This is a genomic window from Sphingobium sp. SA916, assembly GCF_002894065.1.
Classification (GTDB): domain Bacteria; phylum Pseudomonadota; class Alphaproteobacteria; order Sphingomonadales; family Sphingomonadaceae; genus Sphingobium; species Sphingobium fuliginis.
Genome location: NZ_LXYF01000002.1, coordinates 20428 through 43109, shown reverse-complemented (window position 1 = coordinate 43109; position 22682 = coordinate 20428). Strand labels below are relative to the sequence as shown.

At 60.9% G+C, this 22682-nt stretch carries 23 protein-coding genes; 6 read left to right on the top strand and 17 right to left on the bottom strand.

Translation table 11 applies throughout. The features are described 5' to 3' along the window. Window positions 1-224 precede the first annotated feature (224 nt). From cysD to A8G00_RS01895, 3 genes are all read left to right on the top strand, one after another. On the top strand, window positions 225-1142 hold the full coding sequence (gene cysD, locus A8G00_RS01905; RefSeq protein ID WP_066563138.1) for a sulfate adenylyltransferase subunit CysD: 918 nt from the start codon (window positions 225-227) through the stop codon (window positions 1140-1142). A gap of 122 nt (window positions 1143-1264) precedes the next feature. Further along, window positions 1265-3178, top strand: a complete 1914-nt coding sequence (gene cysN, locus A8G00_RS01900) for a sulfate adenylyltransferase subunit CysN (RefSeq protein ID WP_102999817.1) — start codon at window positions 1265-1267, stop codon at window positions 3176-3178. Further along, window positions 3175-3945: a 3'(2'),5'-bisphosphate nucleotidase CysQ gene (locus A8G00_RS01895; RefSeq protein ID WP_066563142.1), complete on the top strand. Its 771-nt coding sequence runs from the start codon at window positions 3175-3177 to the stop codon at window positions 3943-3945. The genes cysN and A8G00_RS01895 overlap by 4 nt, the downstream gene beginning before the upstream one ends. A 520-nt stretch (window positions 3946-4465) precedes the next feature. Here A8G00_RS01895 and A8G00_RS01890 read toward each other — a convergent pair. From A8G00_RS01890 to A8G00_RS01875, 4 genes are read right to left on the bottom strand one after another with little or no spacing between them, the layout of a single operon-like run. Further along, on the bottom strand, window positions 4466-4987 hold the full coding sequence (locus A8G00_RS01890) for a lytic transglycosylase domain-containing protein (protein WP_082749146.1): 522 nt from the start codon (window positions 4985-4987) through the stop codon (window positions 4466-4468). Further along, on the bottom strand, window positions 4984-7899 hold the full coding sequence (gene mobF, locus A8G00_RS01885; protein WP_066563145.1) for a MobF family relaxase: 2916 nt from the start codon (window positions 7897-7899) through the stop codon (window positions 4984-4986). Before mobF ends, A8G00_RS01890 begins: the two co-directional genes overlap by 4 nt. Next, a complete protein-coding gene (locus tag A8G00_RS01880; protein WP_066563148.1) occupies window positions 7896-9962 on the bottom strand; it encodes a type IV secretion system DNA-binding domain-containing protein in 2067 nt (688 codons plus the stop codon). Before A8G00_RS01880 ends, mobF begins: the two co-directional genes overlap by 4 nt. Next, complete coding sequence (locus A8G00_RS01875) at window positions 9959-10258, bottom strand: CopG family transcriptional regulator (protein ID WP_066563150.1); 300 nt, start codon at window positions 10256-10258, stop codon at window positions 9959-9961. The genes A8G00_RS01880 and A8G00_RS01875 overlap by 4 nt, the downstream gene beginning before the upstream one ends. 511 nt (window positions 10259-10769) lie before the next feature. On the opposite strand from A8G00_RS01875, the gene A8G00_RS01870 reads away from it, so the two are divergent. Beyond that, complete coding sequence (locus A8G00_RS01870; RefSeq protein ID WP_066563959.1) at window positions 10770-11030, top strand: hypothetical protein; 261 nt, start codon at window positions 10770-10772, stop codon at window positions 11028-11030. A 185-nt stretch (window positions 11031-11215) separates the two neighbouring features. Here A8G00_RS01870 and A8G00_RS01865 read toward each other — a convergent pair whose 3' ends face one another. The 8 genes from A8G00_RS01865 to A8G00_RS01830 form a co-directional block, all read right to left on the bottom strand. Continuing rightward, entirely contained in the window at window positions 11216-12199 is a 984-nt protein-coding gene (locus A8G00_RS01865) for a DUF2493 domain-containing protein (protein ID WP_066563153.1), read from the bottom strand. 350 nt (window positions 12200-12549) lie between these two features. Further along, complete coding sequence (locus A8G00_RS01860; RefSeq protein WP_066563154.1) at window positions 12550-12792, bottom strand: DUF6117 family protein; 243 nt, start codon at window positions 12790-12792, stop codon at window positions 12550-12552. Between the two features lie 70 nt (window positions 12793-12862). Further along, window positions 12863-13888, bottom strand: coding sequence for a DUF2493 domain-containing protein (locus A8G00_RS01855; RefSeq protein WP_066563157.1), 1026 nt, complete (start codon window positions 13886-13888; stop codon window positions 12863-12865). Window positions 13889-13972: 84 nt separating this feature from the next. After that, on the bottom strand, window positions 13973-14461 hold the full coding sequence (locus tag A8G00_RS01850) for a DUF736 domain-containing protein (RefSeq protein ID WP_066563159.1): 489 nt from the start codon (window positions 14459-14461) through the stop codon (window positions 13973-13975). Window positions 14462-14957: 496 nt separating this feature from the next. Next, window positions 14958-15281 carry a hypothetical protein gene (locus tag A8G00_RS01845; RefSeq protein WP_066563162.1) on the bottom strand — a complete coding sequence of 108 codons (324 nt, stop codon included), beginning with the start codon at window positions 15279-15281 and terminating at the stop codon, window positions 14958-14960. Window positions 15282-15303: 22 nt separating this feature from the next. Further along, window positions 15304-16968 carry an ATP-binding protein gene (locus A8G00_RS01840; RefSeq protein WP_146032542.1) on the bottom strand — a complete coding sequence of 555 codons (1665 nt, stop codon included), beginning with the start codon at window positions 16966-16968 and terminating at the stop codon, window positions 15304-15306. 66 nt (window positions 16969-17034) lie between these two features. Then, a complete protein-coding gene (locus A8G00_RS01835) occupies window positions 17035-17406 on the bottom strand; it encodes a hypothetical protein (RefSeq protein ID WP_197672815.1) in 372 nt (123 codons plus the stop codon). Window positions 17407-17429: 23 nt separating this feature from the next. Continuing rightward, complete coding sequence (locus A8G00_RS01830) at window positions 17430-17972, bottom strand: hypothetical protein (protein ID WP_240962264.1); 543 nt, start codon at window positions 17970-17972, stop codon at window positions 17430-17432. A 138-nt stretch (window positions 17973-18110) separates the two neighbouring features. On the opposite strand from A8G00_RS01830, the gene A8G00_RS01825 reads away from it, so the two are divergent. Further along, window positions 18111-18332 (top strand): hypothetical protein, encoded by a 222-nt coding sequence (locus A8G00_RS01825; RefSeq protein ID WP_066563178.1) that lies wholly within the window; start codon window positions 18111-18113, stop codon window positions 18330-18332. Here A8G00_RS01825 and A8G00_RS01820 read toward each other — a convergent pair. The 5 genes from A8G00_RS01820 to A8G00_RS01800 form a co-directional block, all read right to left on the bottom strand. Beyond that, complete coding sequence (locus A8G00_RS01820) at window positions 18320-18562, bottom strand: hypothetical protein (protein WP_066563183.1); 243 nt, start codon at window positions 18560-18562, stop codon at window positions 18320-18322. The genes A8G00_RS01825 and A8G00_RS01820 overlap by 13 nt on opposite strands. A 233-nt stretch (window positions 18563-18795) precedes the next feature. Further along, entirely contained in the window at window positions 18796-19002 is a 207-nt protein-coding gene (locus A8G00_RS01815; protein ID WP_066563186.1) for a hypothetical protein, read from the bottom strand. 85 nt (window positions 19003-19087) lie between these two features. Beyond that, window positions 19088-20284, bottom strand: coding sequence for a hypothetical protein (locus tag A8G00_RS01810; protein WP_066563187.1), 1197 nt, complete (start codon window positions 20282-20284; stop codon window positions 19088-19090). 108 nt (window positions 20285-20392) lie between these two features. Beyond that, window positions 20393-20992: a hypothetical protein gene (locus A8G00_RS01805; protein ID WP_367379432.1), complete on the bottom strand. Its 600-nt coding sequence runs from the start codon at window positions 20990-20992 to the stop codon at window positions 20393-20395. A gap of 314 nt (window positions 20993-21306) precedes the next feature. Continuing rightward, on the bottom strand, window positions 21307-21513 hold the full coding sequence (locus tag A8G00_RS01800; RefSeq protein WP_066563192.1) for a hypothetical protein: 207 nt from the start codon (window positions 21511-21513) through the stop codon (window positions 21307-21309). 210 nt (window positions 21514-21723) lie between these two features. Here A8G00_RS01800 and A8G00_RS01795 point away from each other — a divergent pair, with 210 nt between their 5' ends. Continuing rightward, entirely contained in the window at window positions 21724-22632 is a 909-nt protein-coding gene (locus A8G00_RS01795) for a MucR family transcriptional regulator (RefSeq protein WP_082749147.1), read from the top strand. Window positions 22633-22682: the final 50 nt, after the last annotated feature.

Genomic DNA, 22682 nt, shown 5'->3' with positions numbered 1-22682 from the left:
CGGATGATTTCCCTGATACGCGGTTACGGGAAATATTCATATTTTTGACGATAGATACCCAAGATGTTACTGTTATCATCATTCGGATCGGCTACGATCGTACTAGCCTATCCTTGACGGAATCGCTATTCATTTGGCACTTTGAATGCTGATCGATAGCTCGGAATCGACACCTTATATTGCTACCGAGCAGATAGTGTCCATTTGCTATCGGCAGGAATTTCATGATCAAAGAGCCACGGATAGGGCTGACGCATCTCCAGCGCCTGGAGGCGGAGAGCATCCATATATTGCGGGAGGTCGTTGCGGAGGCCGAAAAGCCCGTCATGCTGTATTCCGTGGGCAAGGATTCGGCGGTGATGCTGCATCTGGCGCGCAAGGCCTTCTACCCCTCGCCGCCGCCCTTTCCGCTGCTGCATGTCGACACGACGTGGAAGTTCCAGGCGATGTACGATCTGCGCGACCGGATGGCGCGGGAATCGGGGATGGAACTGCTGGTCTATCACAACCCCGAAGCGCAGGAGCGCGGGATCAACCCGTTCGATCATGGCGCGCTGCACACGGACATGTGGAAGACGGAAGGCCTGAAGCAGGCGCTCGACCTCTATGGCTTCGACGCGGCGTTCGGCGGCGCGCGGCGCGACGAGGAGAAGAGCCGGGCGAAGGAGCGCATCTTCTCCTTCCGCACCGCCAGCCACGGCTGGGACCCCAAGAACCAGCGGCCGGAGCTGTGGAACCTCTACAACGCCAAGAAGAACAAGGGCGAGAGCATCCGCATCTTCCCGATCAGCAACTGGACCGAGCTGGACATCTGGCAATATATCCATCTGAACGACGTGCCCATCGTGCCGCTCTATTTCGCGCAGGAGCGCCCGACCGTGGAGCGCGACGGCATGCTGCTGATGGTCGATGACGAACGCTTCCCGCTGAAGGCTGGAGAGGAGCCGGTGATGCGCTCCATCCGGTTCCGGACATTGGGCTGCTATCCGCTGACCGGCGCGGTCGAGAGCAAGGCGAAGACGTTGCCGGAAGTCATCCAGGAAACGCTGCTCACCACCACATCGGAACGGCAGGGCCGCGCCATCGACAAGGATGCCGGCGGCGCCGGCATGGAGAAGAAGAAGCAGGAAGGGTATTTCTGACGCACTACGGAATGCGAAGCGTTCCCAAGCGTCAACCCCAGCGCAGGCTGGGGTCTTTCGCCTCCTGATACGAACCAGACCAATGCGACCCCGGCCTTTGCCGGGATGACGGGACAGATGACATGACCGACACGCTCGACGAACCTATCTACAAGACCGATGCCCTCATTGCCGAGGACATCGACCAGTATCTGCAGGTGCATGAGCACAAGACGATGCTGCGCTTCATCACCTGCGGATCGGTGGACGACGGCAAGTCGACGCTGATCGGCCGCCTGCTCTACGACAGCAAGATGATCTTCGAGGATCAGCTCGCCGCGCTGGAGGCGGACTCCAAGCGCGTCGGCACCCAGGGGCAGGAAATCGACTTCGCTCTGCTGGTCGACGGCCTTGCCGCCGAGCGCGAACAGGGCATCACCATCGACGTCGCCTATCGCTTCTTCGCCACCGAAAAGCGCAAGTTCATCGTCGCCGACACGCCGGGGCATGAACAATATACGCGCAACATGGTGACCGGCGCGTCCACCGCCGACCTTGCCGTCATCCTGATCGACGCGCGCAAGGGCGTGCTGACGCAAACCCGCCGCCACAGCTATCTGGCGCATCTGATCGGCATCAGGAATATCGTCCTCGCCATCAACAAGATGGACCTGGTCGACTATGACCAGGCGGTCTATGACGGCATCGTCAAGGATTATACCGAGTTCGCCCACTCGATCGGCATCAAGGCCTTCACGGCCATGCCCATTTCCGGCTTCAAGGGCGACAATATCACCGGCCCGTCGGCCAACACCCCCTGGTACAAGGGGCCCGCGCTGATCGAGCATCTGGAGACCGTCGAGGTCGATCAGGTCTCCGATCAGGCAAAGCCCTTCCGCATGGCGGTGCAGTGGGTCAATCGCCCGAACCTCGACTTCCGCGGCTTTTCCGGCCAGATCGCGACCGGCACGGTGCGCAAGGGCGATGCGATCCGCGTCCTGCCCTCCGGCAAGACCAGCACGATCAGCCGCATCGTCACGCTGGGTGGCGATCTGGACGAAGCGATCGCCGGTCAGTCGGTGACATTGTGCTTCGCCGATGAGATCGACTGTTCGCGCGGCGACGTGATCGCGGCGTCGGACAATCCGCCCCAGGCCGCCGACCAGTTCGAAGCGACCATCGTCTGGATGGCGGACGAAGAAATGCTGCCCGGCCGCCCCTATTGGCTGAAGATCGGCACCCAGACCGTCACCGCCACGGTCCAGCACCCCAAATATCAGGTCAACGTCAACACGATGGAGCATCTGGCGGCGAAAACGCTGGAGCTGAACGCCATCGGCGTCGCCAACCTGTCGACCGACAAGCAGATCGTGTTCGAACCCTATGAGACGAACCGCACGCTGGGCGGCTTCATTCTGATCGACAAGATCACCAACGCCACGGTGGCGGCGGGGATGCTGCACTTCTCGCTGCGGCGGGCGCAGAATGTCCATTGGCAGGCGACCGATGTCAGCCGCGATTTCCATGCGGGCCTCAAGAACCAGAAGCCGGCCGTGCTGTGGTTCACCGGGCTTTCGGGCGCGGGCAAGTCGACCATCGCCAACCTTGTCGAGAAGAAGCTGGCGCGGATGAACCGCCATACCTTCCTGCTCGACGGCGACAATGTGCGTCATGGGCTGAACAAGGATCTGGGCTTTACCGATGCCGACCGGGTGGAGAATATCCGCCGCGTGGGCGAAGTCGCCAAGCTGATGACCGATGCGGGGCTGATCGTCATCACCGCCTTCATCTCGCCCTTCCGCGCCGAGCGCGAGATGGTGCGGCAGATGATGCAGCCGGGCGAGTTTGTCGAAGTGCATATCGACACGCCGCTGGCCGAGGCCGAAGCACGTGACGTCAAGGGCCTTTACAAGAAGGCGCGCACGGGTCAGCTCAAGAACTTCACCGGCATCGACAGCCCCTATGAAGCGCCGGAAGATCCGGAGATCCGCGTCGACACCACCGCCATGACGGCGGAAGAAGCGGCCGATGCCATCGTTGCGAGGCTGATCCCATGAGCGCGGCGGTGGAAAACATGACCGACGCCGATCTCGCCGCCCATCTGGCGGAGATTGCCGGGCGCATCCTGATCGATGTGCGGGAAAGCGGCCTGTTCAGCCCCAAGGCGCTGGGCAAGGCGGGGGACCAGACGGCGAACCAGTTCCTGTGCCACGCCCTGCGCGAGGTCAGGCCGCAGGACGGCCTGCTCTCCGAGGAGGAGAAGGACAATGCCGACCGGCTCGCCATGAGCCGGGTGTGGATCGTCGATCCGGTGGACGGCACCCGCGAATATGGCGAGGAGCGGAGCGATTGGGCGGTGCATGTGGGTCTGGCCCTCGACGGGCAGCCTGCCATAGGCGCAGTCGCACTGCCGGGTCTGGATGGCGGCACGCTATTGCGCTCCGACCAGCCGGTCACCGTGCCGCCTGCCCCGGACAGGCTGCGCATGGTGATCAGCCGCACCCGCCCCGCCGCCGAGGCGGTCGCGGTCGCGGAACGGCTGGGGGCGGAGCTGGTCCCCATGGGCAGCGCCGGCGCCAAGGCGATGGCGGTCATCCTGGGCCAGGCCGATATCTATCTGCACTCGGGCGGGCAATATGAATGGGACAGCATGGCCCCGGTCGCGGTCGCGGTCGCCCATGGCCTCCACTGCTCGCGGATCGACGGCTCGCCGCTCGTCTACAATAGACAAGACGTCTACCTCCCCGACCTTCTCATCTGCCGCAAGGAGCATGCGGGGCAGATTCTCGAACTGATCGCGGAGGTCACGCAGGTCGCCGACTGAAACGGCCGATCCCGCCAGAGCGGGTCATATGCCCGGTAAGCGTTCACCGATTGTTCGCCCTTAGCGTTGTCTGACGTGCTTTCCACGCTATGTCCTCTATATGGCTTCCTTCAACATCAGATGCCTGACCGAAATCTGCTGGGCCCCGCTTCCAAGCCGATCCACGCCGATGATCGCCGTTTTCACCCTGATTTTTGAACGTCGAGCGATTTTGTCAAAAATTGGCTAACGGGAGCAACCGACCGGTTTCCCCCGTACAATCAAAATCTCAATGGTCGCAGTTACGGCGTCGAAGGCAACGGGAATCGCATTACGTCAACGCTCTACGGCTCCAAGACTGACCTGGGTGGCGGCGGCGCCCGAACAGCCGGCGGTCAACTGATTTGCTGCACCATATGTTGCCGGAATGGCGGAATTCAGCCGCTTTGCGGGTGTGGGAACAAGTCCACTGGCGTTATACATATTGGGGAAGACGACGGTGCCTCACCTACGCCTGCATCCGCTTGAGCAGGAATAGGCATCAGGGCATATTTGCTCCTTTTCCGAAAGCATCAAGTCCAAAACGTGCAACAAGCCGCCTCCATACATTCTGAATATAGCTAGTTTTCCTCCATGTAACCCGACTATGATAGTGGCCGATCGCTGCCCAGTAATCTCGGGCGTCCTGCAAGTCGGTCAGAAATATCCAGCGGGCAGCGTACACATTGAAGCAGGTGTCATGTTGAAGCCGATGCCATATCTCAGATTCCGATTGATGAACCAAGGCCGAGATTTTCGGTACCCACCAACTGTTGATTTGCAATGGGCCCAAATCGTAGCTGCCGTCTGTGTTCCTGATCTTGGCGCCAACCCATCCCGCTTCCTGATCTCGTAGGCCCCAAAGCGTCTTTTCCAGCCAGCCCTTTCCATTTGATGCGAGCCGAATGCACCGCGCCACCTCGACATCCCCGGCAAACTGCTTTGCGTTAGCTGGGGCTGCATACAGGATTGTCAGGCTCATGACGATCAGCCCTGCCAATACCAGGCCTTTCGGCCCACTCATCGATCCAACCCTTTTGACCGATCATGCCCATGTTCCTGATCTTGAGTCGGTTCCGGCCTGGACCGGTCGCGTCCAATCAACGAGCGCAGAAAGGAATCAAGCTGTTCGGCAACGGACCGTGCCCGGCCTGCAAGCTTTTCGGGCAGCGTCAATTCCTCCGCTTGCGATCGGGAGCTTGCCGAACCCAAACGTTCTCTTCTCTCCTGCCGCTGGATTTCCTGATCCATGCGCTGACGACGCAATTTCTCCCCATGACGCGCCGTGAAACTGCGTCGACTGTCTCGATCAAGACGACCAAGACCTTCAAGAGATGATGTCTTTTGACCTGAGTTTTGCTCCAATTTCTTGGCCAGCTTATCCCTGTCTTCCGTCCATAGCTTCACGCCAAGGCGCGCGCGGGTGATCGCCGTGTAGAAATTCTGACCATTGACGAGACTTGATCCGATGGGAGCCAAAACATAAGCCCGTGCATAGGTCTTAGACTGAGACGAATACACGGTTTCGGCGTAGCCATGGTCCCAAGTCTTGTGTATCGACAAATCTACGGTCTGGACTCTATCATCCCGATCCCATCTGATTGTTGCCAGCAATCCATCGAGCTGTTCGACCGTGCCTCGCTCAGCATTCTTCAGATCGAGCTCCTTGTTGGCCAATCGCCATTGAACGCGATCCCCGGACGCCAAGTCCCGCTCACCTTGGTCGAAGACATTGACCTGACGGGGGCGCGTCGATCGGGGGTCCCACCGGATAATCCGTCCCTGTTCATCGGCTAACCGAACGATTTGCCGGCCGTTCTCATTGCGGCCAAGTCCTACCACGCGATATTCCACGTCCCGGGCGATACCGACCTCGGCAATGTCGCGCCCAAATTTCACGACCTGCCCACGCGAATAAAAGCGCGCGAACCGCTTCTCTTCGTCGGTCATCCCCGCCGGCGACACAATCTGGAGACGACTCTCCTCGATGGCGATGCCCCCCTCCTTCTGGAGCGCTTCCCGTATCTGGGCGTTCACAGCCAGACGAGTGGCATTTTCAAGCACGAGAATGTTCGTGCCAACGCGATGCTCCGTTTTGAGCCGGGTCCACTCCCTCACCATGTCCTTGGCAAGTATGTCCACGCTCTCCCCGCTTACGACCTTATCGAGCGCGGCGATCGAAGCGGGATAGTCACCCTCGCGCGCATACGTAACCGCAGCTCTCATCGACTTGGTTTCCTGCCGTACCGACTCCTTGAGTTCCGCGGTCGGCAAACCCAGTCGTTGCAGCAACCAGAAGGCTTTGCCCTGCTCGATGGCGCCGGTCTGGTGATCGTCACCCAAGAGGAGAAGGCGGGCACCCGTTTTGCGACTGATCTCCAGCACACGGGCAGCTTGCCGATTGCCGAGCTGCCCAGCTTCATCCAGCACCAGCACATGGCGATCGCTGATCCCATGACCGCCCCCGGCAAGCAGACTGGCAACGGTCCGGGACTCGATGCCGGCATCCTGCCCAAGCTTCAATGTCGCAGACGAAGTCGGGGCGGTCGCAATGAGGATGGTGCCTGGCTCCGCAGCCTCTTTGAGCGTCTTGACCAGCGTTGATTTCCCCGAGCCGGCCACCCCATGGATGCCATTCACCCGATCGCGCGAGATCGCGACATTCACCAGCGCCTGTTCCTGGGCCGGCGTCAAACCAGCCTTTTCGAGCGCGACCAGCAGCCGGTCCGCAGACGCGAGGGGCCGAGCATCGCTCAACGCAAGCGCAAGATGCTGCGTCAATTCCAACTCAAGACGCGCGGTTTTTCTCGTCGTGCGGCCCCGGGTCAATATCTGATGGCCCGTTTGTTCGCGCGTTGCCAGAAGCTTGCGCCGTGCCTCATGGGCTTCGATCATCGGGCGGACGTCAGACAAGCGCACTTCCCCAACATGGGAAGCGAGGCCAAGACGGAATATGCGTCCCAGATTGTTCACCGCTTCGCGCGTTTCCGCCTGTCGCATGCCGAACAGAGCGGCCCGGCCAACGTCGGCCGCGCGCGGAACGATCTCCCTGCTGTCCTTGCCGCTCAATAGATCGAGATCTTCGCGGTATCGTTCCGATCGGTGCTGCCATTGCTCCCGCAGCGCCTCGATACCGACCTTCTGCTTGGGAGGGCGGGTCGCATAGAAGGAGGCCTGGCGTCCGGCCTGCCCGGTCAGCCCCTCTTCCCGCGCATGGGCATCGATCTGTTCGGCACGCCTGGAAAATGCCTTCACCAGATCCTGCGGAACACCCCTGATTTCGAAGAGGCCGTTGCGAGGATCATGGTCGATCTCATAACCCAGCTCCCGAAGGCCATGGGCTAGGTCGTTGCGATACACCTGTCCCGCGGTCATTTGCTCCGCAAACATGGCGCGAGTTTCCAGACTTGCCATGTGCGCCTCGCCCTCCCTGCCAGTGATGTTCATGACAACCACATGGGTGTGGAGATGGGGGTCGAGTTCCCGGCTGGCATGTTCGGTGAAGCGAGCAAAAATCAGCCGGCCGGTCGTCTCATAGACAATCTCGCCGGCGACGCGGCGCCGCAGGGCGGCATGTTCTTCCAGATAGTCCAACGCTGTCCCGACCGCCTTTTCATGTGCAGCCAGTATCCGCTCGTCTCCCGCGACCAGCGCCATGATGGAAACCGACTTGGGCGCGTTGACCGCGAAATCCCAACCGGGATGATGCTCGATCTCCCCATCCTTGTGGTGCCTTCCAAGCTGCTGCTCCCTAACCCAGCCGGAGAGCAGTTGCTCGAATATCTCGGGATCGACCTTTCCTTCGAGGCCAAGGTCACGCGCAATTTCCCCTCCCCATTCGGAATGCTCATCGGGACCCTTCTTGTAATAATCGCCGAGCGCATAATAGCGGACGACATTGCCGGGTTTGCCATATAGGCGGACGGGATTGATCATGCCGGCCTTGCCTGTTCGCGGGGGCCATCGGCGCGGCCATGCTGGACGAGGTTCGACTGAATGCTGCCCTGGCGCGCAGCCAGCAAGGTCCAGGCATCGCGCGGCGGGATCGGCAATTTACCCTGCTCCGCGCCGAGAATGGCATCGACCTGCGCCGCCTCACTCTCGACCGCAGGCGACCCATCCACGCTCGGCGCACCGGTGGCAGAAGCACTGGAGCCCTGCCCCTCCTTAGCGGGAGGACGCAGATCATCACCCTGCCCCCTTTCACGCTCGAGCGCCTCTCGCACCCGTGCCTCGGCCTTGGCCAGTTTGACCAATTCGTCCGCCTTACTGAGCCGCTCCGGCGGACCCACACGTTCGACAAATGCAGGTTCGTCCGAGGAGACGACATTGTACCGGTCCGCGAACTTGACGACCGGAAGGTTACGCCCGAACCGGAGGAAACCGGAAAGATTGGGAAGGTTCGTGACCTCGGTGTGCATGACAAGCGGCCGGGTCACCTGTATCCGGGAGAGATTGACGCCGTCCCGCATGTCGTTGACGCCATAGCTCATGCCTTCATTGGCTTCGACCTGTTCGACCTGACCCAGATTTTCGGAAACATGCTTGGCGGTCGGGGTGTCATTGGCGCGCAGCGCCACCCAGGTCGAGCAATAGCCGGTGATGGCGGCAGCATCCTGAATGCCATAGGTGGCCTCAAGCTGCGGGTAACTCTGATAACCCAATATGCCGCAGCCACCATATTTGCGCGCCCGCGCGAGGAAGTCGCTCAGGGAGGGCAGCTTCTGGAGCGTTGGAAGTTCATCGATGACGCAATAGAGGCGCCGGTCCCGATCCGGCATGAGACTCATGATGGCGCTGATGGCGATGTCGAGCCAGACCGTGATCAGGGGACGCAGCGAGGGAAGCTGGTCCGCCTTCACGGTGATGAACAGCCAGCTTCCCGGTTCCCCTTTTTCCACCCAGTCGCGGATCGAGAAACCATCCTCCGTGTCATCGAGATAGGAAAAGCTGCGCATGACCGAGGCCAGTTCCGCCTGGATGCCGGCCGAGGTCCGGTCCCCTTCCATGCTGAGAAAAGCGGCAGCATCGGTGCCGGCGGCGAACGCCACGAGATCCTTGAGCTTGGACCGGAGCAACCGGTCAAGGAGCAGAGAGACATAGGTATGCTTCTGCCGGGCGAGCTTTCGCAGGACTGCCACCAGAGTCCCTCTCGCCGCCTTCGCCCAGAAGGGATCACCCCCCTTATCCGGGATCGTGGACTCAGCGATCTGGTCATAATGATAGTCGCGCGGGACATCGACCCAAGGGGACCATCGCGCGGTCCGCTGGTCGAGGGGATTGAGCAGCGTATCATATTTGGGGCGGTAGAATTTCTCGACGAAGGTGCCTGCGGTATCATAGACGATCGCCCGTCGACCCGATGTGCGAATGCCCTCCAGCATCTTGACGATGAGATTGGTCTTGCCGGTGCCGGGCGCTCCGCAGAGGAGGATATGCTCGGGCTCGAAAGCCTCCGGCACCGGGACTCCCCCGATCGTGAGCGGCCCCTTCTTCTGCCAGAGAAGCGCCCGCTTCAACTGTCTGACGGTGCCGAAGCGGGCGCCGCGCAGGAATTGATTGGAGCCAAGGCCGCGTCCCGTGCGGGTGAAATAGAACCAGGCCCAAAGCAGCATGGCGAGGGCGAAGACACCCGACAGAGCAGCCCCGTGCAGGAGGTAGCTTTCGAAGGCCGCGAGGGTCTTGTGGGCCAGCCGGGAGTCGAGCAGCGCCTTGGGCGTGGTCCAATATTGCTGGCCCGTTGGTGTCCTGAACAGGATCGGCGTGACATTGCCGGGAACCGCGTCTCTCATGAAGGTCGCCTGGCCGATCTTCACCAGCACGAAACGCTCATAGTCGGAGGATTTTTCGAGCGCATACCAGACGATACCGCCGATCCAGATCACGAGACCGGCAAGGCAAGTCTGGTAGAAGACCTGGGTGGTCATGCGGACATTGTGAACGATGGCCTGTCCACCCCTCGTCCAACTGCCCAGCGTGTCGTTGCGGAAGATGCTCATGAACGTCCCTCCTCAGACAGAAGGCCCCGCTCATCGAGCAATTGGCGGGCATAGCCTTGCCCCTTTTCCAAGGCCTGCGGCGCTCGTTCGCCGACCGCGGTCACGAGGATCGCGAACGTCTGGATTACCACCGCGAGGATCTCGTCTTTCGACGAGTAAATATAGGCGCGATCAGGATCGGCGGCCCTGGTCAGGACTGACCGGATGAATGCGGAAAGACTGAGATCGGCCCCATTGGCGCGCCGAAGGAGGCGCCGATGGAGGGCGTCGTCGAGACGAAAAGTAACTGTGACCATGCAGAAGCTCCGATGATACGGAGCCCCTACCGGGGAGGTGAAGCACAGCTTTTATAGTTGAAATGAAGGGATTTTTCAACACCCCGAGGACGGCGCGTTCAAAATGTCAGGATACGGAAAAATAATACGGATCATACCGCATCATTTCAGTATCTTATCAAGAAAATGCGATGGCCCGGTCATACCGGTATGACGATCTGCGGTGCATCGGTAATACCCGTATGACGCCCGCAAAGCCGCAGAAATGCTGGGCAAACGCCACGCAGCACCCGTGCGTGGGGTGCATTACAAACGGCCAGCGGTCGTGCGTCCTTTCTTCGCAGCGCGCTTGCCCGCTGCGTTGCCTCGTGCCGGAAGGCGCGGGGCTCCCCCGCAGGGGGTCTTGTTCTTCCCGGCGGCACGCCGGGCAGCAACTCTTTCCTCGCCTGTGCGCGAGACCTGGATTGCAATCATGATGTTCTCCATCGATAATGAGGGTTGGCGGGCAGACCATCCGATGAGGAAGATGATCATGCCCAAATTGACTGACCGGGAACGCCTTGCGGGCCTTGAGGCGCAACAGAAGAAGATCGCGCAGGATATCCTGGACACCCGCCGCACCCTGCGCGGCAAATATGCCGCCATGCTTGCCGATATGGAGATCGAGCGACTGTCGGAACGGGAGTGCCGCGAAATCCTTGTCCATGCGATCCGGGCGGGTGGCACGGCCTCGATCGCTGCTCTTAAAAGCCTCTCTGCGACACATCGCGCCGAACCCGACAAGCGCCCGTAGGGCGTCCCTGCGACGAGCACGGCGGAGCCGCGCGCAGGAGGCCCGCGCCGCATGGCGCGGCCTCGTCGACCGACGGGACCGGCGCTATCGCGGCGGTCCTTGAGGGCGACGAAAGGGTGGTGGAAAGGAAAAGAGCGGGACCGATCCGGGAGAAACCCGAACCGGTCCCGCTGTCCTTGGCGGGTTCAGTCGACCCAATGCGCAGGCCCTCCATAAAGGGTGAGCAGGATGGGATCGACGCCTATCGAGCGCATCACTCGTACAAGTTGCGCCTGGACCCCGCTACCCTCCGCAATGACGGCCTCGACCGGTCGCAGCCGGGCGATCTGGTCGTTGCGCACGAACCCCGCCCGATTGCCCCAGCGCCCCTTGTCGATGCCCAGCCTCACCACCGGTGTCCCGGTCCGGGCGGCCCAGGCTTCGGCGATGGCGTCCCCTCCGCATTTCTGCGCCGTGGTCAACAACACCATCGTCGGGCGCACCGCCTTGATCCGATCGAGGGCTTTCCAGATCGGCGTATAATCGGACCATTGGCTGCCACCGGAAAAGGCCACCAACGGGCCGTCGGGGTGATGCTGCCCAATCCGGCGTTGACGGCGCGCGGCGAGATAATCGGTGCCGTTGATGACGCTCGCGGTGCGCTTGGAGGATATCAGCGTGGCCTTTGGTGCTGACCAGGGCTTCCCGGTCTCATTGTGGAAGATGTCTGCCGCATGATCGCGCATGCAGGCCATTGCGTCGGATGCTTCGTCGAGAAAGGCGAGCAGTTCGTGCACCCGTTCCAGTTCGACGCTGTGGATCTCGCTGCCATCGGCGCGGCGGAGCAGGTCCTGCATGTCGCGCGTCGCCTTGTCCGCCTGGGCTGCCCACTGATCGGCTGCGCGGTGGAAGCTGTAGACCATCCCCCATGCGATGGTCCCCGCTGCGCTTTGCAGCCGGCTGTCCCGCAGCACGTCGAAAAGGGTCGTGACGATCAGTTCGATGGCGAGTTGGACCTGTGCCGGGTCGGGCATCTCGCAGGGCATTTCATCCTCGCCCTTCCCGATCCGCACCCCATCCAGATCTGATGCGAAGGCGGCGAGGAAGCTCTCGCTTGTCGAGTTGTCGTCGGCGGCGATGTGCGCCACGATCTCGGAGAAGGAGCGGATGGAACGGTTGGTCTTGGTCATGGGAACCTCCTTGTACTGAACCAAAAGAGGCTTTCCCTCGACACGGGCTTGCGCCGGCGGGGTCAAGGATCGTGGCGCAGCCACGACCGCGAAGCGGCGATGGGGGTCACGATTTTTTCTGGCGCGCGCCAGGCCTGACAGGGAGTGCCGCCGCCCGCCCGCCAGGAAAAATGGTGGGGCCCCGTCGTCCTTGAGGCCGCCGGTGTTCCCCGTGTAAACTTAACCCCGATGTTGAGAGAAGAGAGGAGGCTCGAGAATCGGGGGCTCGATGCCCCCGATTCTCGAATGGGTGCCTCTGGACGAAACCTCAAAAGGCGCGGGGCAGGCTCGATGCCTGCCTCGGGTCTTCGTCAAGCCTTGCGGCGGGCACCGACCTCGCCATCGGGCGGGATGTAAGCGGCGAAAGGATCGCCATCATTCAGATGACCGAAGGGGGTCATGATATAATCGCCGCGGTCCCTCCCGACTGCGCAGATCACGTAGCGCGGTTCACCCGTGGCGGCATCAGTGCATTCGAGCAGGGCAAGATTTCCATCGGCAGCTGCGCGCAGCAGCGTTTGGAAATTGCGGCGATAAGAATCTGGAATAGCCATGAACAACTCCCATGGAAAAGGGGACGGTCGCACCCGCGCCGTCCCCGATGATGTCTTATAAGGGCTACAATCAGCTGCGCCGCCTACGCCAACTGGCCTTCGGACGACCGACGTCTGCGGCGGGGGCCTGGTCCGCCTTGCGGAAGGCATGGATCGGAACGCTGGCCTTGCGCAGCGCCTGGTAGAGATTGGCCTGGATGCCGGACCCTTCGCCCAGCACGGCTTCGACCGGCTGCAATTCGACCATCTTGCGGTTCCGGGCGAAGGGCGCTTTACGCCCCGCTCCCGGCAAGGTGTAGGCGACAAGCGGAACCTGGCGGTCCCCCGCCCATGCCGCGACGATGGCATCGAACCCCTTCCGTTGGGCGGTCGTCACCAGCATCATATGCGGTATGCGTTCGAGAATGAGGTCGAGACGCTCCCAGATTGGTTGCCAGTCATGCCAGACGGCATGGCCCGAGGCGATCACGATCGGTCCCGTTGGCAGATAGCGCTCGCGGGCGGCGAGATCGCGAGCGCGCAGATAGTCCTGCACGGCGACCTGGGTTGCGCTCGATGCTTGCAGCGCGCGAGCCGAACGGGTCTTGCTACCCTTTGAAGGGGACCAGGGCCAGCCGGACTGGGCGCGATACATTTCGGCCGCATAGTCGCGCATACACTCGACCGCCTCGCGCTGTTCGGTGGTGGACTGGCAGAGGAGCTGCTTATCCTCCAGTTGCTGATTATAGACCTCGGAAAGGTCGGGCCTGTTCGCCATGTCGCGCAGTTCATCGGCAAGCGCATCCTCACGCCGTTCCAGCTTGTTAGCCACGAAGTGGAAGGAGTTGACGAAGCCCCAAGCGATCTCCGCGGCGAGCGGTTCAAGCCGCGTATCGGCGAGGAGGTCGAAGATGGTGGCGATCACCGCCCCGCACTCAGCCTGCGCCGCGAGCGGCTCGGGCATATCATGATCACCCGGTTCTTCGCCCGGCTCAACGATGGTGAGGGGTATGGGATCACCGAAGGCGCGCTGGAAATCGGAGCTGGCGGTGATCGCGGCATAGAGGCTCTTCAGGTCAGCGAGGCTGTCCACGCTGCGGGGATGAATGTCCGTCATGGGATATCTCCTCATGGGATGGGCAAAGAAAAAGGGCTGGAGAAGCAGCGCTTCCCCAGCCCGATTGCTGCGATGATCGAACCCTCAGTTGCGGAAATCGTCATCGAAATCGGCACCGGCGCCGGCTAGCTGGCCGCCCAGTTCCGCAGTGCTTGCGCCGAAGCCACCTTCGCCGCCCGGTTGATAGTCGGAACCGCCGCCGCCCATGCTGTCGTAATTGGCGGTGCCAAAGCCCGAACCGCCGAAGTCGGACCGGAGCGTGTCGCGCCGCCAGGCGATGGAGTAGCCTCCATTCTCGATCGGGAACAGCGCAATCGCCAGCGGTTCGGGGAGGCTCGGATCATCGATATTGCCGGCGAGGAAGACTTCTCCGGACCTTTTCGCGGTTGCCTCCCACAGCGCGCCCACCTGCACCCACCGCCGCGCGACGTTGAGGGCGATGACTTCATAGACGGGCGCCCTGGGGTTCATGCTATCGACCTTGCGCAGGCCGATCCGGGGGAGATCGATCGTGCGGGTGGCGAGACGGCCTTCGAGACGACCATTGACGAGATGAACTTCACCGATATTCATTGACTTGACCTTTCATTCTATCGCTCGAAACCCATTCCCGGCGACAAAAATCTCAGATCCCTCTCTTCTCTGGTCCCCGACCGTAGGGCCTGACGCATCCCTCTCGGCTCTGGCGTACGCCACCAAGCAACCGCTTCCCCCTTTTCGCGCATGTGCTGAACGCCCGACAATCTCGCGACCGCGATACCCTCTGGCCCAGCGCGGCAGGGATGACCGCCCGCCAGGGCCGAGACCCGCGCAGCGGGGCTCGGGGCGAAGCCCGTCAGCCCGGCGTCCGCGGAACGCGGGCGGCCGCCCATCCCCCTTACAAGCTACAAGACCAACTCCTGCACGGCTCCACGCAACGCGGACATAAGCCGCCGGCCATGCGCAAAGGAGAATGAGGGGCCATTTCTTCGCGATCGGCGCATAAAGTCGATTTCGAAATCATCCGGGTTTCGATCTCCATCGCGGCATGAGAGCATCGATATTCGCTGCCAAGCACTCGGACATCCCGTCAGCTGTGGTCATAGGTTGGCCAAGCCGATGATGGCGGTTCGTCGCGGTCAAATAGAACCCAGGACGCGTCGCCCTGAAAGGCGGCCTCAAGGATCGTCCAGAGTTCGCGTGACACACCAAGCGGCGGTTCGACTTCACCCAAAACCACGCAAGTGTGAACGAAAAAGCCGTAGAGATGAGGCTCGATCACCAGCGCGCCGTGGTCGACCACGACCCGGCCGCCTTCATTGCGGGGGGCATTCAAGATGAGTTGATCGATGGCGTTCCGCTCGGCCTTGGGCAGGTGGGCGGTAGAAACGACATAAAGTGCCGACAGACGCATAAGTACCCCTTCGAAACAGATTTCAGGCGGGCTTGTCGAGCGTGACGGAGAGGCTGTCGCGCGTCGCAGTCAGCGCGAGAGTTCGCCCCTTCGGATGCAACCACTGGACCTTGCGTTCAACCGCATCGCGAATTTGCTCTATCAGTGCGGCTTCCTCGCCAAGCAGAAGCGCATTGGCGAGATCGCGTGCGTCGCGCTCAAAAAATTGGCTCTGGGTTTTCCAACTATCGCTGTTGGCATCGTCGGACGCGCAGAAAATGCAGCTCTTCATCCACCAGGCAAGCAGGGACGGCGCTATCTTTGCCTTGGCATCGAATAAGATGATGGCTTCATCCAGTTCAGTTCCACCATTGCCGCAGACGAGCATCTCCAGTGGATAGCTGAGATGGTTTCTTCGTGCTTCCGGCAAAGTAGATTCGGCAATAACAAGGTCGAGGTGGATTGAATCGACGGGTCCGGAAGCGAACGCAGCATCGAGGGGATCGTCTCCATAGACCGCCTTCTCGCCATTCCGTTCGATCGAGAATGTAATCTTGTCCAGTCGGGGGAGCCGGTCATACCAGCTATAGCCAGCAAATTGTTCCTCGGCGCATACCACTTCACCGCCCATTCGCGCGGCATCTTGCAGTATCGGGGCTGCGCCTTGCTCTATATCCACATCGAACCGGGGCACGATGATCATCGTTGCTGAACGCACAGGGCCACCGCATTCTCGACCCTGGCTGTCAGCAGTGATGGGCATCCACGCTTCGAGCCATGGAGCCGCCTCAGCCAGGGTCACGCCCAATTGCTCAGCACGTTTCCAGCGCTTGAAGGAAAGACGATGGTTGGACTGCTGCGCAATGACACGATAGATGCCGGTTTCCGCCTCGAGCCGAAGCGTGGCAAGGGCGTCATTCTCTACCATCTCCTTTCGGGCCGGCAAAACGAGTTGCAGGTCCGGCGCATCGACGATGTCGATCTTGACGTGCCAACGGTCGAAGGTTCCGATCTCCAACACGGACGGCATTAGGCATGGCGCGGTGACACCATGAAAATTGAACCGGGGTGCGTCATTGGGATCATAACCGGCGGCCGAAAATATCCCGATCCTGCATCCCCGGCATTCTTCGATCCGAATAGCGCCGGCCAGAAAATCTTCTCTGGGCAACTCAGTTCCGTTAAAGATGACAGGGAGCGGGAAATAGCGCGATGCTTCGCGAACGGAATCCGGTAAGCGCTCGATCCACTGTTCAGGGAGCGTGATCTCAAGCTGAGTGCCGGCAGTTCGGGAAGAACACTCCACGGCAAGAGCCATGTCGCCCTCCCAGGCGTTTTCGGGAATTTCGACCTCCCAGCCCTGCCCCGCAGCGCGCGACCAGGATCTGATGATGACGTGGTGACCGGCAAGACTGAAAACACCCATGCCAGCGGGATCCTCGCGTCGCGCGATGTCCTTGTCCCAGCCGGAATAGCCCAATGTCACAAGGGCCGACGGATCATCGATGCCGGAACCGTCATCGGAGAAGATCAGTTTCTGGACCCCATCGATGTCGGTCACATCGATGTCGATCCGGCTCGCGCCTGCGCGGCGGGAATTCTGTAACAGTTCATGAAGGACGTCATGAATTGTGCCGTTGAACAGGCGCGAGACGCGGGTGATCAGCGACTGACCGACGGACGGCTGAATGCTGGCTGGAAGCGACATATCGTTATGCTCCGTGGGATGGAGGTCCATTCCTCCGATCCATCCTTCAGTCCCCCTCCTTCCTCCCTATTGCGGGCCTGCGGGTTCCGGTGGCACGCATGGCGTGAGCAGCTCTATTGGGTCCGACTCTTTCGATATTCGATGTGGATTTTCAGCATCCGACCAGTCGATATTGTCGATCACCCAGCCCGGCACAAAATCCCAATCAAAGCAGAGCGGATAGGTCGCGCTGACTTCCTGCCAGGCTTTCTCGACAGCGCTCGTCCAACCCACGACAATCAGGCGCAATGCAGCGGTCCCGACGGTCTCGAAACTGCGCGCAATAGCCGCAGCCAAAAGCTTTGCGGCCTGATCGCCACTGGTCTGGTCCCGCAAAGCGAGCACGGCTTCCCAGAGGCACGCCGCAGTTTCGAGACTGAACTCTTCACTCTGGTTCATATGCTGATCCTTTCATGTGAAGCTCAGGCCGCGTTTTGGGCGCAGCCCTGGTAAAGTCCGAGATCGCATGCCATCAGCGCATCGACAGCCGGCTCGAGCCGATCGAATGCATTGGCGAGGTCAATAATCGGAACGCAATGGCAGGCATCGCCTGTCCCATGATCGCCGCGATAATGGATCGGCAGCATATCGGCAGTCATTTCGGGAAAAACCGCTCGAACAACCAGCGTTTCGACCCGGCGGGCCACGAGACCGACGCGACGAGCCAGATAGGACCGTTCAGGTTCCCGCATGGGAAAATAGCGATCGGGCGCGATCAGCGGTGCTAGGCGTACACATTGAAGCCGGCCCCCAATATGGGGACCAAGGATCGAGGGAAGCATGGCCTGTCGGCCCGCTGCAAGTGCCGTCCAGGGTACCAACGCGCGATATTCGAACAGCAGCGCCGCGCCCGGAAGCCGGACGCGCGTAACGATAATGTCCATGTTAGACCTCCGATGAAAGGGGGGCACGCCACGAATGACTGAAAAGAACGGATCGATCAGATTATCGTCGATCGCCGGCAAAGGTCGCCGTTGCCGTCAGGCGCATCAGATATTATTCTCGGCGCATGCCGGACTCGGCGTCGATGGCGATCGTGCCCGACCCGGCCATGCTCCAGGATTTCAACCACCCTCTGGATCGACACGGATCGGGGAGGATTTATGCGCGAACTCGACGAAGAAGAACGTGAGATACTCCGCATGTTGGACAGCGGAATTTCCACCCCGGACCTGATCACGATTGTCCGTGATCTTGGCGATGTGCTGCGGCAGCAAGGCTATGTGATCCAGGCCAATGTGGCCGAACTTGCCGCCGACCGCCTGATCTATCTCCAGGCACGCCTGAAGGCACTGACGGCAGGACCACTCCCCTACCAGTCATGAACGGGCAGTTCCGGGAGGACCGGACCGTCGCAGTCGAAATGCAGCAGACCAATGCCCCGGCTGCGTGCCAGGCGGATGGCAGCCATAAGATCCTCGGGAAGCGAAAATTCCCGCGCAGGATCGAACTGCCGCGTCGCGACGAACCAGCCACGCGCGTTGCGCGCAACGGTGATCGGCGCCTCATGCGCATGGCCATTGGTCCAGCTATCGAGCATCGCCGCTGTGGCCATAGAGAGATGAGTGGTGGCAAGGACGCAGTAACGCCCGATTTCCGCCCCTGGCAGCGCTGGGAATTCGCCGTTCGAACTTCGCAGCTCTGGATGGGTTCCGGTTGAGGATGGAGAAGCTGACAATAAGGATGCCAGCCCGCGTGAGGAACGGGACATGGGAATTGCTCCGGATTTGAAGGGTCCGACACAGAGGTAGACGGCGGGACCGATCGCGGGAGATCGATCCATACTTCTCAGACCTGCCTGGCAACAGCGCGTCGCCGCAAATCAGGGATCAGCGCGTTATCATAGACGCTCTCGCCCGAGCGTTCGAGCGCATGCTGTTCGGCACGATACCAGTTCGGCGCGTCGATCGTGTAGAGCTCCATCCCATATTGCTCGTCGCCGCTCAGGAACTGGACTTCGACAATGAAGGTCTGGATTTGAGGGGAAGCGCCCATGGCGGTATCCTTTCGCAAGAGAAATTGCGGCCCCGGCGGGCGCCGGAGCCGAAGCGGATCGAAAAAGCGGATTTACGTCGGGCGCTCAGTGCGCCTTTTCGAGGAGCTTGCGCCCCTTGGCCTCGAGGTCGAGGCGATTGTCCTGATTGGATTTCGTCCGCGCGTGGGCGGTGATGCCCTGGACGAAATCGAAGAGACTGGCGGGCGGATGGCCTTCCTCGGCCAGCACCGTGGAAATGATCTTGCCGGTTTCGGCCTTCGAAAAACCCTGCTTACGCAGGAACGTTTCGCGATCCTCGTCGGTGCGCGCCACGATCCGCTCGCGCGCGGTGCGAATGCCATCGATAAAGCTTCGAGGGGAGGAATCCGCGAAATTTTCAAGCGCCGGCGCAGTTTCATGGGCGAAGCGATTGGCCGCGAATTTGGAGTGCCGGATCGAGATTTCCTCGAAATTCTCCGCGCCCCAAATGTTCCTGTTCATGCATACCGCGCGGAGGTAAAACGTCGCCATGCCAAGGGTTTTGGAGCCGACCTCCGAATTCCAGCAATAAAATCCCCGGAAAAAGAGATCTGGATCGCCATTGGCAAGACGGCCCGCCTCAATCGGATGGGTGTCGTCAACCAGGAACAGGAAGACATCGCGATCGGACGCATAGAGGGTCGTCGTGTCGCGGGTCACATCGACATAGGGGTTATAGTGCATGCTGCCCCAATCAAGTACGCCTGGAACTTTCCAACGCGTATCACCGACACCATTACCCGCGATCTTCATCACCGCGGAGACCAATTCATAATCCCAGATACGGCCGTAATCCGGCCCGGTAACGGCCCGAAGTTCCGTGCGCCCCTCTTCGGTCTGGAGCAGCTTCACCTGTTCACCGCGATGAGCGAGCAGGCCGTGCTGGAGATTGATGCCCGCTAGGGCCGCCGGCAGTGAGCGGAGATAGGAAGCCGGCGCGCCGACCAGGCTCGAAAGCTGGCCAAAAGACCAGTTGGTGGGCGCAACAGGGCGATCGTCACCGGGAACGAAAAGGCTGAGGCGCTCGGCATCTTCGGACCGCGCCTCGACCCGAACCGCCCTGCTTTCGACGATCCGGGTCGTGGCGCGATCGGCGCGGGCGCGGACGCTGTCATAAAGGTCGGTCAACGAGAGGAACTTCTCGTCATCGGGTCGCGAATACCATTCGGAGGAAACCCGGCCGATATTGCGGCCCCGTGAGATATCGACGCGATAGGCACCGCCAACTGGCGATGCATCACTGTGCTGGACGAGATTGGACATGGGATGATCTCCTCATTCGAGTTGGACCTCGGGCGCATCCACACCCGGTCCGCATCCATCCCACCCTCTTCCCTCCCGTTCCTGTCTCGCTGCCCGGCCTGCCCGGCCTTACAGTCCGCCCGGTTGCTCGGGCATGCTGATCGCATCGGCTTGACACTGATCGGTCGGGAGCCATTCATACAGGAGATGGGCATCAGGTTCATGTTCAGAGCCAATTGCGATGCGGATAAGCCTGCCATCGCAGGCAAAGGCGCCGGCGCGAGGGAAGTCCATGAAAGTGCGGCCTTCGAACACGAAATCTCGCGATCTGATGGCTGTGACGGTCCGCGTCGTGCCGAGCGCCCGATGCCCCTTTGGGCCGTACAGAAGCGTCATGCGATCACCGACCTTGAGTTGCTTGCGAAAGGCGGCAAGCGAGATGCGGCTGACAACGGGATTGGCAGCACCACGCCGGGCAGACAGGGCCGCCCAATAGGCCCTGCCGATCCTGATATCGGTATAGAAGGCGCAACTCATAAAGTCCTGAAGGAGGTTGGAACGGGTGAAGCCGAAGCGCTCGACCTGATCACGGATCATCACGATGAAAGCATGACGCGCTGGTGGGTCGGTGAGGTCCGCCGGCGCATCGAGCAACTCAACGATGATCTTGCGACCGCCGGTGAAGACCTGGCTGCTCACCGAGAAGCGGGCGCCTGCAATCAGCCCCAACAGATGCTGCTCGATACGATGACACAGCGCCGGCAGCGCTTCACCCTGCCGGTAGAGATCGCCCTCATAATGGAAATTGCCCCGGCTGTCGGGTTCTGTCTGACTGTAGGAAAGGATCGGCGCAGGGAGGATGTTTGGCGCTACGGACATGGACGCTTCCTTTTGCGGATTGAGGGGACGGACAGGCGGATGCGCAAACCCTTGCGACACGCGCGCCGCACAATGTCGCCACACCCACTTCCCTCCTCAGGCGAGGTTCCCCGATGCTGACTCGTGAGATTGCCAGAGGAGGCACGTCGGGTCGGTGCCAATATTCAGGCGAGGAGCGCAGGATCGATAGCTTCATCCTCCGCGAAGTCGGTCGTCCAGATTATGGCATCGACAAAAGCCATCCCACACTCGATGACTTCGACTTCAGAAAGAAGGATGATTTCGCCCTCGGCATTCTCAATGAGACAGAAGGGTTCACCATTTCCACGGGAGCGAACCATCGCCCGCTGCTGCATATGGGGAATGATCATGATCAGATTTTCCTTAGTAGCATCCAGATAGGATGCTCTTCCTTCTGGGCTGTTGCACCGTTCGACTTGGGATGATCAATTGCGACGGATATTACCTCACCCTATCGCCTTTCCTTTGACTCATTGAACTTAACGCGGCATGGTTTTACCGTTTCGCAACTGATCCGACTCCAGGGTCAATCCATTCTCAATATTCCAGGAAATGTCCTCATGGCCGACACCCAACAGCCCGACTACACGACTTTGACGGTTCAACTGCTGAGCGCTTTTGTTTCGAAGAACAGCGTCTCCAGCGATGAACTTGCTGGTCTCATCCATGCGACCCGGACGGCCTTGATGACTGATACAGCGCCTGTCGTCGAGGACGCGCCCCAATATGTTCCGGCTGTCAGCATTCGCAAAAGCCTTGCATCCCGCGAGCATATCATCAGCCTGATCGACGGACGTCCATACAAGACCCTCAAGCGGCATCTCGCGAGCCATGGTCTGACGCCGGACGAATATCGTGCCCGCTATGGTCTGCCCCAAAGCTATCCGCTCGTTGCACCGAGCTATTCCGATCAGCGCCGTGAAGTCGCGAACAAGCTGGGCCTGGGCCGGCTCCCCGCCACTGCCAAGGTGGCGGAGGCCGCACCGGCTGCAAAGGCAGCGGCGCCAGCTTCCAAGCCCGCCACCAGCAAGAAGGCAGACACCAAGGCCGCCGCCGCGCCCGCGAAGAATAATGCCACTGCCGAACCCGCCAAGACACCGGCAGTTGTGACAGTCAGCGATAAGGTTCCGGCCAAGGCAGCGCCGAAGGTGGTAGCGCCTTCGACTTCCAGCAAGGCTCCCGCCAAGACATCGAAGCCCAAGGCGCAAGCGAAGCCCGCAAAGGCGGCTCCTGAAAAGGCGGCAAAACCAGAGGTGAAGGCGAAGGCGAGCCCGGCCGCCGCGAAGACTGGCAAGAAGCTGGTTGCCGCCAAAGCAGTCCCTGATGCCAAGGCGACGACGCCTGCGGCGGACACAACCAAGTCGGCACCCAAAGCTGCGCGCAAAAAGCTTGGCATCAAGATTCCCTCGGACGAGCCGACATCATCGGCGAGCGGCGAACCGGCGGCAGCAGTAACCGAAACCGCATGAGGCTGAATGCCGCCTTCGGCTGTTTCAACGGGTCGAAGGCGGCATGATCG